The organism is Mesorhizobium sp. B2-3-7, from assembly GCF_006442695.1.
Lineage (GTDB): Bacteria > Pseudomonadota > Alphaproteobacteria > Rhizobiales > Rhizobiaceae > Mesorhizobium.
Genome location: NZ_VFVV01000012.1, coordinates 94,326 through 107,771 on the forward strand (window position 1 = coordinate 94,326; position 13,446 = coordinate 107,771).

Genomic DNA, 13,446 nt, shown 5'->3' on the forward strand with positions numbered 1-13,446 from the left:
ATCAGCGCTTCCCCAGAGTGATGGCGGCGCGCAGTCCGTCGCGGCCGAACTGCGCCATGTTCATAAAGATGCCGTAAGGCACGGGAATGTTGGCGGCATCAAGGATGGTCTCCTGCCTCTCGTCCTCAACCCAGGGATCGTGGATCAGGATATGGTCGCCGTCGTCGCCGATGGCCAACACCCAGTGCGGCACCTTCTTGCCGAACATCAGGAAGCCGCTGATCAGCACCAGCACCAATTTTCCTTTCGCGATCGCGGCGCGAATGTCGTCGATGGTGAATGAACGGTAATTCACCGGGATGCCGTAAAGTTCCGCGCGTCGGCGAAAGTCGACCTGGGCCAGTTCCATCACCCGGCGCTTGTCCGCGCTGCGCACCGACTGGAGGAACAACGCGCCGTAGAAAGACACGTAAATCTCGGCCGCAAGGCCGCTCTCATAGCCGGCGACCGCAAGGCCGAACGGCTCGCAGCCACCCGGGCCCGACATCATGAAGACGGTCGTCGCTTCGCGCCAAAGACGAATTTCCCTGACCGGGTCCGGTACGAAGTCGTGATCGAAATTGCCCATGGCCATCATCAGGCAGCAGGGACCGCAAGTGAATTCGCAGGTCTGCTGGTAGAACGGCACGCTGGTGGCGGCCGGAAGTTCGCCGCGCAAAGTCTTCTCGTAGCGCAGCGCCGTGGCGCCGTCCTCGTAGTAATCGGGTTCGCGACCGATCTTGCGGTAGCCGGCCCGCTCGTAGATGCTGATGGCGCGGGCATTATCCTCCCGCACTTCTAGGCGCAGCATCATGCGGTCGTGTTCGAAGGCCGCCTCCTCCGCCGCCGTTAGCAACCGGCGGCCGATGCCGAGGGCGCCAAAAAAGGGACTGGTGGCGATCGAATAAAGGCGCGCCACGCCGCTGCCCTTGCGAAACAGCACAATCGCATAACCGGCGACGCGGCCATCTCTTTCGGCGACCAGCGTCTCGGCGGTCTCGCGCTCGATGAACTGTCGGAAGGAGCGACGGGAAATGCGGTCGCTGGAGAAAACAGCTTTCTCGATGGCGGCGAGATCATCGACGTCAGTCGCGCGGGCCGTGCGGATCTCGGCAGGCATGCGGGCTTGGAAAACCTCGATTGGGTTGTGATGAAGGCCCTATTCGAAACGTCCAGACACCAGCCCAGAACGGCAGCGCCCATCCAGCGCTATCGCACCTCGATTAGGGCCGAATTGTGACAGATTCGGCGCCAGCCCGGGAGGACAAAGGCTTTGAACCAGGTCACCGTTTTCGAGTAGGCGGCGCCGCCAAAAAAACGATGCTGTTCAACTCGCCAGGCCGGCCAGAAGCTGGCTGTAGGCGCTCTTGGCCACGATGGCCAATTGCTCGCGCGGCACTGAGCCGACGACAGCGCAGCCATAGCCCTTGTCCAGCCAGTAGACCGCCTGTGGGCCGGCTTGCGCCGAAGCGTAGGTCCCCCTGGCGTTCTCCACCGATTCGGCCGTTACAAAGAGCGATATGCGCTCGCCCTTGTCGTCTTCATAGAGCAGCATTGCCGCCTTGCTCTCGCCAGCCGGCAGCAACCTGCCGCCGACCAGTTGGAACCCGCTGCCGGTCAAGTCCGGCGCAACCAGCTTCAATCCGACCCGGTTGGACAGCCAGGTCAGCAGATGGTCCCTGTCGCTTGCCGGCACTTCCACCGCATGCCGCTTCTCGGCGGCATAGATGACATGCGCGGCGATCGCCTGCTCGGCCAACTGATCCTCGGCCTGATCTTCCCGGCCAATACCGTCGCTGCCGGCAAAGTAGCCGCCAAACCCGCCCGCGGTCAGTAGACCGGCAGCGGCGGCAGCAAGCCACCAGCGCGAGCGTGGCATTGGCGTCCTGGCTGGCGTCTCGCCAAGCACCACCTTGCGCAACCGCACCGGCACCGGCTCGTCGATCACGCCAGCGAAGGCATCTCGCAATGCCGTCCTGTCGGCGATGAAACGGGCGCTTTTCGCCTTCATCTCGGGAGTGGCGTCGAGCCATGCGTCATAGGCGGCGCGCTCATCGGCCGGCAACTCGCCGTCGAGTGCCATGTGGATGTCGCGTTCGGAGAAATCGCGGCGGATCATTTCTAGACGATCCTTATCGAACGGCGGCGTGCCGTGTCGTCCAGCAGCCCGCGCAACTCCTCGCGCCCGCGCGCGATGCGCGACATCAGCGTTCCGGCCGGCACGCCCAGGATGTTGGCGGCCTCGGCATAGGAAAAGCCTTCGATCGCGACCATAACGAGCGCTGCACGGCGGTCGGGGCTGATCGCCTGCAATGCGTCAACGATCTCGCGCGAGGCGATGCTTTCCACCTGCTCGGCCGGCTGTGCAACCGCCTCGCCCGCTTCCAGCGACAGCATCGCGGCTTCGCCGCGCCGGTTCACTTTGCGCATCTGGTCAATGAACAAATGATGCATGATCGTAAACAGCCACCTCCTGGGGCTTTCTCCCGTCTGCCAGTTGTCGAGCCGCATGAGGGCCCGTTCGAGACAGTCCTGGACGAGATCGTCGGCGGCATCGCGGTCGCGCAACAACGAGCGTGCGTAGCGGCGCAGGCGCGGTATTTCGCCGAGGATTGCTGCCTTCTTTTCGTCCATGACCGCTGGTTTTCGGAATTGCCCTATTCATCAGATTGAACGCGCCTTCGCGGCGCGACGCAAGCAGCCAGTGCGAAGCGGTCCACCGCCCCGGTCACCCAAGCAATGATGTAACGATGGGAGCGGCGGGTTTATTCCCGCAATCAACAGGAGGCCAACTACGCCAAATCGGTCTTGAGAAAGTCATTGCCTTTAAAGAGCAACGGAACATCAAGAGCCTTGGCGCAGGCGTAGGAAAAGCAATCACCAAAATTAAGGTCGGCCGGATGACCGACCGCTTTGCTGTACCGGATGCTGGCATCAATGGCGCGCCCACCGATATCCTCGTTGATGGTTACATTGCGAGCGTCGATCTCAACAATGAACGCATCGACCAGATTGCGCGCCGCAGACAGCATTCCGGGAGTCGGCTTTTTGGCACCGGCATTCACTCGCCCGAGGGCAAGCGTAGCTTCGAGCCGAACAAGCGCTGAAATGTACAGCTGACCGTCGACGTCGGCGATCCGCTTCAGCAATTCCTCCCAACCCGATTCCTTGGCGAGAATTGCAACGACAACCGATGCGTCGACAAACATCAGTCTTCCCACATCTCGTCCATGAATGCCTTCATATCGAAGGTGGTGTCGGACGGCCCCAACGCCGCTGCTTGCGCTTGAAGAACGGCAATCCTCTCCCGCAGCGGTTTGCGGGCGCGGCTTCGTTCAAGTTCGTGCAAAAGCGCGGTTCGCACGGCTTCCGTTTTGCTCGGCGCATTCGTCTCGCGCTGCAATTTCGTCGCCAGCGCATCTACCTCATCGTCGCGGATATAGAGCGGCATATGAATATCTCCGTGAATATTCATATATTCCATTTTGAATATTCAAACAATCCTAACCCTCACGCCCCTTCGCCACCCTGGTCAAAAGCCGCTGGTAAAACAGGCCGATGCCAATCAGCACGGCGCCAAGGCCGATGAAGGACAGCGCGCGAAGCACACCCTCCAGCTCCGACATGTCGAAGAGGAACACCTTCAGTACGGCGACCGCAATCAATGCGGCCGAGGCGATGCGCAGCACCTGCGATTTCAGCCAGACGCCGGCGGTCAGCAGCGCCACGCCGATGATCAGCCAGAGTGCCGAATAGGTGTAGGTTTCCAACTGGCCAAGGCCGCTCCACAAGCCGATGAACTCACCCTTGAACAGGCGCCGCACCGACAACGTGGCATAGGCGAAGGCAAGCAGGGCCGCCACCAGCGCCAGCATGGCGGCATACCATTTCGGCCGCTTGTTGCGGGCATAGAGCGCAAGCCCTCCGGCCGCGACCGCCGGCAGCAGATAGGCGAGGAACAACAGGTTGAAGACCGGGATCTGCCCGGTCGACTCGTCGGTGAAAAGCGGGTTCAGCACCAGGAAATGCTGCACGACGATGAAGGCGACCGAGATCACGCCCGCCGCCATGGACCCGTAGCGCAGCACGGAACTTGGCGAGCGCCTGTCGATGGCCACGAGTATGGCGCCGGCGCCGATCGCGATCAGCGTGTAGATGGCCTGTTCGGCAAGTGTGGGCGCATCGCTGTTGAGGACACCGCCATGCATGGCGTGGCGCACCAGCATGGCAAGCGTCAGCAGTGCAAACAGCGCCGCCGAAACTTCCATGGCCAGGCGCGGCCGGCCGTCGGTGGTGCGGGCCAGTTGCCAGGCGGCGAAAGCGAAGGCGAGCGCCGGCACGCCATAGCCCGGCAGCAGCCAGTTGAAAACCGGGGTCGTCGACAGGAACTCGGGGCCAACGACGGTCGGATCGAAGATGACACGTCCAAGCACCGCCGCGACCGCGCCGACCGAAATCCAGCCGAGCACCGGATAGGAACGCCAGCGCGTGGCCAGCGCCGGCACGATTGCGGCCGCACCAAGCAGGATGGTTGTCCAGCCGGAACTGAAGGCCATATGCAGCATCAGCAGGCCTGCGAGCGCGGCTCCGCCGAGCGCGAAGGATACGGCGGCCCTGCCCTGCAACGGCGGTTGCTCGCCGCGCGCGATCCACTCGCCCACGGCAGCGAAAACCACGACCAGCAGCGCCGCCACGGCGGCGTAGGCAAGATCGCGGTCGAGATTGCCGAACGTGAACCAGAGTGCCAGCAGGACGACCAACGGCACGATGACGCCCCACGCCGCCCATGACGCAGCGCGGAAGTGGGGCGCGGCGGCAAATTTGCGGGCGGCCCAGAAACCGGCGCCGATGAAGACAAGGCCAAGCGCAACACCGATGCGCAAGGTCAGTGCGTTCGATGTCGCCAGGGGCACGGCGTCGATACCCAAGACGTCGCCGGAAAAATCGGAAGCGATCGAAGTCGGCGGGATGATGCCGAGATAGATCAGCACCGTCACCAGTCCCGCCGCATAGAGCAGTGGCAGCGCCGGGGGGCGGTAGAGCGCGACGGCCACCATCGCGGCGAGCACGACGGCTCCCGGCAAGGCATCGCCGGCAGCGACGAAGGCCGCATCGACCGAAAGGTCCAGCGCCGAGAGGGCAACAAACAAGCCCGGCGCGACGGAGGGCCAGTCGAAAGCCCTGCCTGATCCGCTTTCGTCGCTGCGGCGGCCGAGCCAGACGAAGGCGAGCACGGCCAGCGTGACGGTGTTCACGAACAGGATCACGGATAAATTCGCGCCCGGCGCATCGGTCATGTAGAGGATCGTCCAGATGCCGGTACCGACAAAGGCCGCCGTCATCAGCAACTTCCAATCGCGCATGCGGGCAATGACGCCGCTGGCGGCAAGCACGATCGCCAGATAGCCGAACAGGGCCCAGGGATTGGGCGCCCGAGAAGCGATCAGCATCGGCGTCCCCATGGCGCCGACGAGGCCAATACCAGCCAGCGCCTGGCCGTGGACAAGGGCGGCGGCAATCGTCGCTATGCCGATGGCGCCGAGCAGCGTGAAGGCGAGCGCCGGCCCGATAAATCCGTAGATGCCATGTGCGGCATAGACGGCGCCAAACAGGATGAAGGCGCCCGCCGCAGTCAGGATCGCCGGGATGTAGGCGCCTGCGGCGCCTTGCACGGGCACCCTGAAGCCGGTGCGGCGAATGAATTCGCCGGCTGCAATCAGCACAAGGCCGAGCAGCCCGGCCATGGTCAGCCGCACACCGGGGCCGAAAATTCCGGCTTCGATCGTGTAGCGGATGAGAAACAGGCCGCCCAGCGCCAGTGCCAAACCGCCGACCCAGACCGCCCAGCGGGTGCCGAGCGCCGTTTCGATATCGGGTTTGCCGGGCGCTTTCACCGCTGCGACAGGCTCGGATTCTGCTACCTTGGGCGCCGCCTCGCCTGGTGTCCATGGTCCCGGCTTGACCTCGTCCGTCGCGGCGTCGGTTTCCAGAGCCGGCAGCGCCTGCCCGGTGGCTGCCTCGCTGGCCGTTGGCGAAACGACCACGGCCGCAACAACAACGGCTTCGGCCGGCTGGCCCTCGGTCGCCGCCGGTTCGGACTGCTTGGCGAGAGGCGGCACGGCGCCGGAAAGGACGAGGCTCCGCAGTGCGCCTAGCTCACGCTCGATCAGTCCGATGCGGCTCTGCTGGCGCGAAATGATGACGAACAGCGCGATGATGGCGACAAGGCCGATCAGGCTTTCAAACATGGCGGCTCCCCCAAACCAGACCAGTTGCTACTGACAATCAAATGTGGCCTGCAAACGACCAGCCAACGGCCGTCGGATCGGCGGCTGGAAAGATCGAGCATGTTTCGGCGTCGAAAGCCAGCGGCTTGCGCCCATTGGCCCTCGGCATCGCTTGCGAATGGCCGGTTTCCGGAACATTGCCTGCCAAACCCGCAGCCGATGGCCTATGATACCTTGGCCGCAAAGGGTTCTCCAAGCGATGTCATGGGAATACGTATGCCGCAACGAAGCGCAGGACTGCTGATCTACCGGCGAAACGCCGGGGCCCTCCAGTTCCTGCTCGTCCATCCGGGTGGACCGTTCTGGGCAAGAAAAGACGAGGGGGCATGGTCTATCCCCAAAGGGCTCGTCGACGAAGGCGAGGACGAGTTGAAAGCCGCCCAACGTGAGGCGGAAGAAGAACTCGGCGTCGCCATCAACGGCGACTTCCAGCCTGTCGGCAGTTATCGGCAGCCTGGCGGCAAGATCGTGAGTGCGTGGAGCGTCGAGGCCGACGTCGACACCGATGCCATCAAAAGCAACATGTTCACCATGGAGTGGCCACCACGGTCGGGATCCATGAAGGCATTTCCCGAAGTGGACCGGGCCGGTTGGTTTTCAGAGTTGGAGGCCGGTCTCAAGATACTCAAAGGCCAGCGCGCGATCCTGGACGATTTCGTGGAACGGCAAAATGCCGGATAACATCCGCTGTTATCACCGCTCGCCCAGTGCGCCTTAGGACGATTCCTATCGTGCCGCCAGATTGGAGGCCGGGAAGATCGAGCATGTCTCGGTGCCGAAAGCCAGCAGCTTGCCGCCGGCGTCCTTCAGCGTCGCTTCCGAAACGGCCAGCGTGCGGCCCTTGTGAATGACCTTGCCCTCACAGACCACCTCTCCGGTCCTGGGCGTGATCGGCCGCGTCAGGTTCACCTTGAATTCCGCCGTCGTATAGGCCTCGCCTTTTGCGAGCAGCGTCTGCACGGCGCAGGCAAGCGCCGAATCGAGCAGTGTCGCCGCCCAGCCGCCATGCACGCCCCCCAACGGGTTCAGGTGGCGCTCGTTCGGCACACCCCGAAACACGGCACGGCCTTCCGAGACTTCGGTCAGCGCGAAGCTGAGCTGGAAGGAAATCGGCGGCGCCGGATATTTGCCATCGATGATGCGCTGCAAAAGTTCCAGGCCGGTGTAGGCAAGCATGTCGGCATGCGGAATGGTGCCGAGGCCGAGCGGCGAGACCCGGCCTGGATAAAGTTCCACTTCGCTCATGTGATGATTTCTCTCGCGGCGGTTTCTCCCGACAGGCCTTTTGTCGTGTGGTGCTTGCGCAGCGCGGCGAGGAAGCCGGAGCGCGCGTCCGGCTGCTCGATGCCGCGCGGCTCGTAAACGTGACGGGTGAAGAAGAAGCCGGTGAGCCGGAAGGCATCCTGGATCGCCGCCGGATCGGCGCGCAGGCCGGAGCCACGCAGGAAGGCCGGCAGCGCCAGCATCTTGTCGCGCCAGGGCGCGCCGGCTTCCCGCGACACCGCTCGGCCCGATTTCGGCGAGACATAGGCAAGATCCTGCCGCGTGCCGGTCGCGGCGCACTGGCTGAGATCGAGACCGAAACCCAGTTCGTCGAGGATCAGGAGCTCGAAACGGGCCACCAGTTCGCCGGCCGCATCGACGTCATCGAGATGCACGATCATCACCGACAGCGCCTCGTAGAGGCCGCCATGGGCGTCGCGCTCGGGCAACAGGCGCAGATGCGCGGCCATGGTCTGCAGGCCATACACGGCGACCGCACTCTCCATCAACCTGGCCGCATTCATCTCGATCGCTTCGGCCTGGAACGTGCCGAGGTGCTCATCAAGGCGCGCCCGCCAAAGCAGGTCGACACGGTTGCCGGGCTGGAGAACAGGCTGCTGCTTGCGCGAGCGCCCGCCACGCACGAGGCCGAGATGGCGGCCATGCGCACGCGTCATCACCTCGAGGATGGCGCTGGTTTCGCCATGCTTGCGGGTGCCGAGAATGATTCCCTCGTCGCGCCATTCCATGCCTGGAGCATTTCACCGATCGGGTGGCGAAATCAAGGTACGGGCTTGGTGCCTGGGCTGGCTCTCGCAAGGGTGCATAAAAAGCCGCCCGCAGCATAGCTGCGGGCGGTCTGGTGGGGTCAGTCGATCCGTTAGAACGAGCGCTGGAAGCGGAGGATGCCGCCGACGCTGCTCTTCTTGTCGGCCTTGGTCCAGTTGTTGAAGTCGGCGTCGTCGAATTTTCCTGCATTGAGGTAATCGACTTCAGCCGTGATCGTGTAACCGGGCACAATCGTGTATGCGACGTTGGCAGCGACGCCGAGGTTCTTCCAGTCGTCATAGGAGATCTGGGCGTTGAACGAGGTCTTGTCGTTGAACTTGTAGGTGCCGCCACCCCAGATCGCCCAGTTTCCACCCCACGGCTTGTATTGGGTGCGGCCCGTGCCGAAGTCGTTGATGTTGTCGTTGGTGCCGTAGCCGCCCATGACGAACAGCGTCAGTTCCTTGCCGACATTGACGTCCAAGCGAACCTTGCCGGCCACTTCCTCGTAATTGCTGTCATAGGCGACGACGCCGGTGACCGCACCCCAGTCGCCCTTGTACTTCAAGCCGCCGACGACATGCGGAACATAGCTGTCGATCGTGTTGACGCCGGTACCTTCTTCGAGCGAGACCACGGCCGAGAAGCCGCTGCCAGCGTCGAAATAGTACTGCACGACGTTGGTATCCTTGATACCGTACGGGATGATCGTGTCCTGGATGACGTTGCCGGCATAGCCGATAAACGAATCGTATGCCGTTTCATCCTTACCGACGCGCAGACCGCCGAGCTGAATCCAGGCGAAGTTGAGGGTCGTCGCCTTGTTGCCGGCCTGCCAGCCAGTGCCGCCAGTCTCATAGTCGCCGCTGCTGTTGCCAAATTGAAAGCGAGTCTCGGTGTAGGTCTTCAACGTACCGAGCTCGGTTTCCTGGCCGGTCCAGGTCTTCAGCGCGAAGCGCATGTTCTTGTAGTAGGTGTCGTGGCTATCGCCGTCCATGTGATCGGCAACGTTGTTGACGCCATCCAGCGTGCCGCTGTCGCCGACGCCTATGTCATAGCGGAGATAGCCGCCGATGCGCAGGCAGGTCTCGGTGCCGGGGATATAGAAGTAGCCGGCGCCGTAGACGTCGCAGATCCTGACGTATTCAGCGGGTTCTGGCTCGGCGACGACGACAGCGTCGGCGGCGCGAGCGCCGGAGACCGCGATCAGTGCCGCGGCTGAGCCGAGAAGAAGGCTCTTGATGTTCATTTTCTGACCTCTCCAGTCAAAGTTAAAAATGGCTTCGGATTTTGGTTGGCGGATATATTTTCCCGCCTCACCCACAACGAAAAAGGCCCGCACCGCGTCCCCTTTTCGCGGCGAACATACCCATCAATCTTCCGCCTTCAATGACAATTCCACAAACATTCGGGATTGATGACATAGATTAAATCTGTGTTGCAGAAATAGCACTGGAGAATTCACTTCAAATTACGGCACTGCACAAGTGGAACATTGTCATATTTCCGTAATAATTCCCTGTATGTTCCAATTTTATGATGATATTCTACGAACACCAATTGTTTGAGAAACTTCGCGTAAATAAACCCACTTCCATGGTCGTTTCTACCTAGCCATTCCCCAGCCACGTGAAACCGAAGCCGATCCCCTCGAAGGAGTCTTTTCAGCGGGTCACGGGCACGCCGGAACGGACCACAGGCCATGATGGGAAGATCAATCCGACGTCGGCGGACTCGTCTGCAAGAATCCGCGCTGGCCAACTGAGAAGTCGACCCAACGGAACCTCGGGGTCCCTGGTCGATAGCCACCAGCCAACGGTTTGGGTCATTATTACCGGCGCTTGTGGTCGGCCAGCACCGCGTCGATCACGCGCCAGGATTGTTCGATCTCGGCCGAGTTGACGTCTATCTCGCCGGCGGCGGTGATCAGCGCCTTCCACAGTGCCCAGCCGCGGCCGCGCGCCCAGGTCGCGTCGTCGACGCCGAGGCCAGCGCGGAAGGCCCCCCTGCTCTTTCCCTCGAACAATGTCCAGGCAATCGCCAGATCGCATGAGGGCTCGCCGATGCCGGAGGTGCCGAAGTCGATCACCGCGCTTAGCCTGCCGTGTTCAACCAGAAGATTGCCCCAGCTGACATCGCCGTGGAACCAGACGGGCGGGCCTTGCCAAGGGGCGGCAAGAGCCGTTTCCCAGACAGCGCTTGCCGCGCCGGCGTCGATACGGGTGTCGAGCGCCGCGATCGCTTGTCTCGTCTCCCCGTCATAGACGTTCAGCGGCCCGCCGCGAAAGAAATTGTGTTGGCCCGGCCCCGGTCCGCCAGCCGGGTCGATCCGCTTCAGCGCAACCAGAAAGCCGGCCAGGTCCGCCGCGAATTCCGACAGGTTGGCGATACGCTCGCGCTTTGCAGTCTCACCTTCGATCCACCTGTAGACGGACCAATGCCACGGATAGCCTTCGGCCGGGGCTCCCATCGCCAGCGGTATAGGGATGGGCAGCGGCAACAGCGGCGCCAGCCTCGGCAGCCAGCGATGTTCCTTCTCCACTTGCAGGGAATAGGCGGCGGCACTGGGCAACCGAACGGTCATCTCGTCGCCGAGACGAAAGCTTCTGTTGTCCCATCCGCCAGGTTCAATCGGCCGAACCGCAAGATCCCTCCAGCGAGGAAACTGCGCCGCGATCAACCGGCTGACTAAAGCTGCGTCGATATTCGACTTGCTATCCATCCATCCTAGTGCGGAAACTCGAGCCCCATCTCACGGTAGCGTTCGGGATCGTCGCCCCAGTTCTCGCGCACCTTGACGAACAGGAACAGATGCACCTTTTGCTCGAGGATGCCGGCGATTTCCATACGCGCCGCCTGGCCGATGGCGCGGATGGTCTCGCCCTTGTGGCCGAGCACGATCTTCTTCTGGCTGTCGCGTTCGACATAGATGACCTGCTCGATGCGCACCGAGCCGTCCTTCTTCTCTTCCCATTTCTCGGTTTCGATGTGCGAGGAATAGGGCAGTTCCTGATGCAGCCTGAGATAGAGCTTCTCGCGAGTGATCTCGGCGGCGAGCTGGCGCATCGGCAGATCGGAGATCTGGTCTTCCGGATAATACCAGGGCCCCACCGGGAGCGCCTCGGCAAGGTAATCGAGAAGGTCCTTGCAGCCGGAGCCGGTCAGCGCCGAAACCATGAAGGTGCGCTTGAACGGCACTCTTTCGTTCGCTGCTGCCGCCAGCGCCAACAACGCCTCCGGCTTGACGCGGTCGACCTTGTTGAGGATCAGCGCCATCGGCTGGCGCACATCCTTCAGGCGTTCGAGAATGGCATCGGCATCACCTCTAATGCCACGCTCGGCATCGATCAGGAGCAGCACGATATCGGCATCCTTGGCGCCGCCCCAGGCTGTCGTCACCATTGCCGTGTCGAGACGCCGCTTCGGCTTGAAGATGCCCGGCGTATCGACGAAGACGATCTGCGCGTTGTCGTGCGTGGCGATGCCTCTGACGATGGCACGCGTCGTCTGCACCTTGTGGGTGACGATTGACACCTTGGCGCCGACAAGCTGGTTGACCAGCGTCGACTTGCCGGCATTGGGCGCACCGATCAGCGCTACGAAGCCGGAATGCGTAACGGCCGCAGGCGCGGCCGGAACCGTGTCTTCCGTGGCTGTCATGCCGCGTCTCCCTGATCGATCCAGACACCTTCACGAATGAGAAGGGCGGCGGCGGCGGCCTGCTCGGCCTCGCGTTTGGAGCGGCCGCTGCCGACAGCCGGCTGAAACCCACCAACCATGACACTGACGGTGAACAGCGGATCGTGATCCGGCCCCTCGCGGCTATCGATGCGGTAGACGGGCACGGCGCTTGCCGCCTGATGCGCCCATTCCTGCAACTCGGTCTTGGCGTCGCGTCGGCCGGCGCCCGACGCCTGCGAGCGCGGCTGCCAATATTTGTGGATGAAAGCGCGCGCCGCTTCCAGCCCTCCGTCGAGGTAGAGCACGGCGATCAGTGATTCCAGCGCGTCGGCGCGCAGATTGACGCGCTTGCGTCCCTCGAGCCCTTGAACGTCGGATCCGGCGCGGATCAGCTCCGGCAGACCAATATGTTCGGCGATCTCCGACAGCGCCTCGGCATTGACCAGCGCGTTGAACCGCAGCGACAATTCGCCTTCCGCCGCATCGGGAAACGCGGCCAGCAGCATATCGGCCACCACGAGGCCGAGAACCCGGTCGCCCAGGAACTCAAAGCGCTCATAGTCGGTGCCGGCATTGGCGCCGCGGGCGCTGGCATGGGTCAAGGCACGCTGCAGGCGCCGGCGGTCGGCAAAGGCATGGCCCGTGCGCTCCACCAGCGCTTCGGCGAGCGCGTCGGCGGTCAGCCGTCTTGTCGCCGCCATGACCCTAATTAACGAAGTGGAAGAGGCGCGAAGCACGCATAAGCGACGGCCACTTCCAGATTTCGAGCGGGCTCGCCTTGCCGGCGATCGAGAAGAAAACAAGGTTGGCCCGGCCAACCAGGTTTTCGGCCGGAACGTAGCCGACGGAGAATCGGCTGTCGGCGGAGTTGTCCCTGTTGTCGCCCATCATGAAATAGTGACCGGGCGGAACATCGAACTCGCGCGTGTTGTCGCCGATCGAGTTCGGCGACAGATCCAGCGTGTCGTAGCTGACGCCGTTGGGCAGCGTCTCACGATAGACGTCGATCGGATAATCCTTTTCGGTGATGTCGGGATTGTCGATCTGTCCGGTCTTCACGCGCGGCACGCCGACGCCGTTGATGAACAGCTGGCCGTCCTTCACCTGGATCTTGTCGCCAGGCAGGCCCACCACACGTTTGATATAGTCGACGGACGGGTCTGGCGGGAACTTGAACACAGCCACATCGCCGCGCTTCGGCTCGGAGCCCCAGATGCGGCCCGAGAAGATGTCCGGGCCGAAGGGCAGCGAATAACGGGAATAGCCGTAGGACCATTTGGTGACGAAGAGATAGTCGCCCTCGAGCAGCGTCGGCCGCATCGAACCCGACGGGATGGAAAAGGGTTGGAACAAGAGCGTGCGAATGACCAAGGCAAGCAAGAGCGCCTGGACGATGACGCTGACGGTTTCGCCAAGCCCGCCGGATTTCTTCTGGGGTTTTTCAGCCACGCTCATGTCGTCCTCGATT

At 62.7% G+C, this 13,446-nt stretch carries 14 protein-coding genes; 1 reads left to right on the forward strand and 13 read right to left on the reverse strand.

Annotation, left to right across the window (positions count from 1 at the left end; all coding sequences use genetic code 11):
- Position 1 precedes the first annotated feature (1 nt).
- The 6 genes from FJ940_RS22420 to FJ940_RS22445 form a co-directional block, all read right to left on the reverse strand.
- Positions 2-1,099: a GNAT family N-acetyltransferase/peptidase C39 family protein gene (locus tag FJ940_RS22420; protein ID WP_140657959.1), complete on the reverse strand. Its 1,098-nt coding sequence runs from the start codon at positions 1,097-1,099 to the stop codon at positions 2-4.
- A gap of 207 nt (positions 1,100-1,306) precedes the next feature.
- Positions 1,307-2,098 carry an anti-sigma factor gene (locus FJ940_RS22425; protein WP_140657961.1) on the reverse strand — a complete coding sequence of 264 codons (792 nt, stop codon included), beginning with the start codon at positions 2,096-2,098 and terminating at the stop codon, positions 1,307-1,309.
- A 2-nt stretch (positions 2,099-2,100) separates the two neighbouring features.
- Complete coding sequence (locus FJ940_RS22430) at positions 2,101-2,613, reverse strand: RNA polymerase sigma factor (protein WP_140494575.1); 513 nt, start codon at positions 2,611-2,613, stop codon at positions 2,101-2,103.
- 158 nt (positions 2,614-2,771) lie between these two features.
- Positions 2,772-3,188: a type II toxin-antitoxin system VapC family toxin gene (locus FJ940_RS22435; protein WP_140520684.1), complete on the reverse strand. Its 417-nt coding sequence runs from the start codon at positions 3,186-3,188 to the stop codon at positions 2,772-2,774.
- Positions 3,188-3,430, reverse strand: coding sequence for a type II toxin-antitoxin system VapB family antitoxin (locus FJ940_RS22440; protein ID WP_140520954.1), 243 nt, complete (start codon positions 3,428-3,430; stop codon positions 3,188-3,190). Before FJ940_RS22440 ends, FJ940_RS22435 begins: the two co-directional genes overlap by 1 nt.
- A gap of 52 nt (positions 3,431-3,482) precedes the next feature.
- The gene (locus FJ940_RS22445) at positions 3,483-6,227 is read right to left on the reverse strand and encodes a DUF2339 domain-containing protein (protein ID WP_140657963.1); all 2,745 of its coding nucleotides are present in this window, start codon (positions 6,225-6,227) and stop codon (positions 3,483-3,485) included.
- A gap of 255 nt (positions 6,228-6,482) precedes the next feature.
- Between FJ940_RS22445 and FJ940_RS22450 the strand changes: the two genes are divergently transcribed.
- Positions 6,483-6,947 carry an NUDIX domain-containing protein gene (locus FJ940_RS22450; protein WP_140580886.1) on the forward strand — a complete coding sequence of 155 codons (465 nt, stop codon included), beginning with the start codon at positions 6,483-6,485 and terminating at the stop codon, positions 6,945-6,947.
- A gap of 45 nt (positions 6,948-6,992) precedes the next feature.
- On the opposite strand, the gene FJ940_RS22455 is transcribed toward FJ940_RS22450, so the two are convergent.
- From FJ940_RS22455 to lepB, 7 genes are all read right to left on the reverse strand, one after another.
- A complete protein-coding gene (locus FJ940_RS22455) occupies positions 6,993-7,511 on the reverse strand; it encodes a PaaI family thioesterase (RefSeq protein WP_140555803.1) in 519 nt (172 codons plus the stop codon).
- On the reverse strand, positions 7,508-8,278 hold the full coding sequence (recO, locus tag FJ940_RS22460) for a DNA repair protein RecO (RefSeq protein ID WP_140494585.1): 771 nt from the start codon (positions 8,276-8,278) through the stop codon (positions 7,508-7,510). The genes FJ940_RS22455 and recO overlap by 4 nt, the downstream gene beginning before the upstream one ends.
- Positions 8,279-8,409: 131 nt before the next feature.
- Positions 8,410-9,546, reverse strand: a complete 1,137-nt coding sequence (locus FJ940_RS22465) for a porin (protein WP_140517808.1) — start codon at positions 9,544-9,546, stop codon at positions 8,410-8,412.
- 582 nt (positions 9,547-10,128) lie between these two features.
- Positions 10,129-11,019 carry an aminoglycoside phosphotransferase family protein gene (locus tag FJ940_RS22470; RefSeq protein ID WP_140624524.1) on the reverse strand — a complete coding sequence of 297 codons (891 nt, stop codon included), beginning with the start codon at positions 11,017-11,019 and terminating at the stop codon, positions 10,129-10,131.
- A 5-nt stretch (positions 11,020-11,024) separates the two neighbouring features.
- On the reverse strand, positions 11,025-11,957 hold the full coding sequence (gene era, locus FJ940_RS22475) for a GTPase Era (protein ID WP_140494591.1): 933 nt from the start codon (positions 11,955-11,957) through the stop codon (positions 11,025-11,027).
- A complete protein-coding gene (gene rnc / locus FJ940_RS22480; protein ID WP_140494593.1) occupies positions 11,954-12,679 on the reverse strand; it encodes a ribonuclease III in 726 nt (241 codons plus the stop codon). The genes era and rnc overlap by 4 nt, the downstream gene beginning before the upstream one ends.
- Before the next feature lie 4 nt (positions 12,680-12,683).
- Positions 12,684-13,433, reverse strand: a complete 750-nt coding sequence (lepB, locus tag FJ940_RS22485; protein ID WP_140494595.1) for a signal peptidase I — start codon at positions 13,431-13,433, stop codon at positions 12,684-12,686.
- Positions 13,434-13,446 lie beyond the last annotated feature (13 nt).

Coding starts and splice junctions, on each gene's coding strand:
- FJ940_RS22420 (WP_140657959.1), bottom strand. CDS start 1,099: ATGCCTGCCGAGATCCGCACGGCCCGCGCGACTGACGTCGATGATCTC.
- FJ940_RS22425 (WP_140657961.1), bottom strand. CDS start 2,098: ATGATCCGCCGCGATTTCTCCGAACGCGACATCCACATGGCACTCGAC.
- FJ940_RS22430 (WP_140494575.1), bottom strand. CDS start 2,613: ATGGACGAAAAGAAGGCAGCAATCCTCGGCGAAATACCGCGCCTGCGC.
- FJ940_RS22435 (WP_140520684.1), bottom strand. CDS start 3,188: ATGTTTGTCGACGCATCGGTTGTCGTTGCAATTCTCGCCAAGGAATCG.
- FJ940_RS22440 (WP_140520954.1), bottom strand. CDS start 3,430: ATGCCGCTCTATATCCGCGACGATGAGGTAGATGCGCTGGCGACGAAA.
- FJ940_RS22445 (WP_140657963.1), bottom strand. CDS start 6,227: ATGTTTGAAAGCCTGATCGGCCTTGTCGCCATCATCGCGCTGTTCGTC.
- FJ940_RS22450 (WP_140580886.1), top strand. CDS start 6,483: ATGCCGCAACGAAGCGCAGGACTGCTGATCTACCGGCGAAACGCCGGG.
- FJ940_RS22455 (WP_140555803.1), bottom strand. CDS start 7,511: ATGAGCGAAGTGGAACTTTATCCAGGCCGGGTCTCGCCGCTCGGCCTC.
- recO (WP_140494585.1), bottom strand. CDS start 8,278: ATGGAATGGCGCGACGAGGGAATCATTCTCGGCACCCGCAAGCATGGC.
- FJ940_RS22465 (WP_140517808.1), bottom strand. CDS start 9,546: ATGAACATCAAGAGCCTTCTTCTCGGCTCAGCCGCGGCACTGATCGCG.
- FJ940_RS22470 (WP_140624524.1), bottom strand. CDS start 11,019: ATGGATAGCAAGTCGAATATCGACGCAGCTTTAGTCAGCCGGTTGATC.
- era (WP_140494591.1), bottom strand. CDS start 11,957: ATGACAGCCACGGAAGACACGGTTCCGGCCGCGCCTGCGGCCGTTACG.
- rnc (WP_140494593.1), bottom strand. CDS start 12,679: ATGGCGGCGACAAGACGGCTGACCGCCGACGCGCTCGCCGAAGCGCTG.
- lepB (WP_140494595.1), bottom strand. CDS start 13,433: ATGAGCGTGGCTGAAAAACCCCAGAAGAAATCCGGCGGGCTTGGCGAA.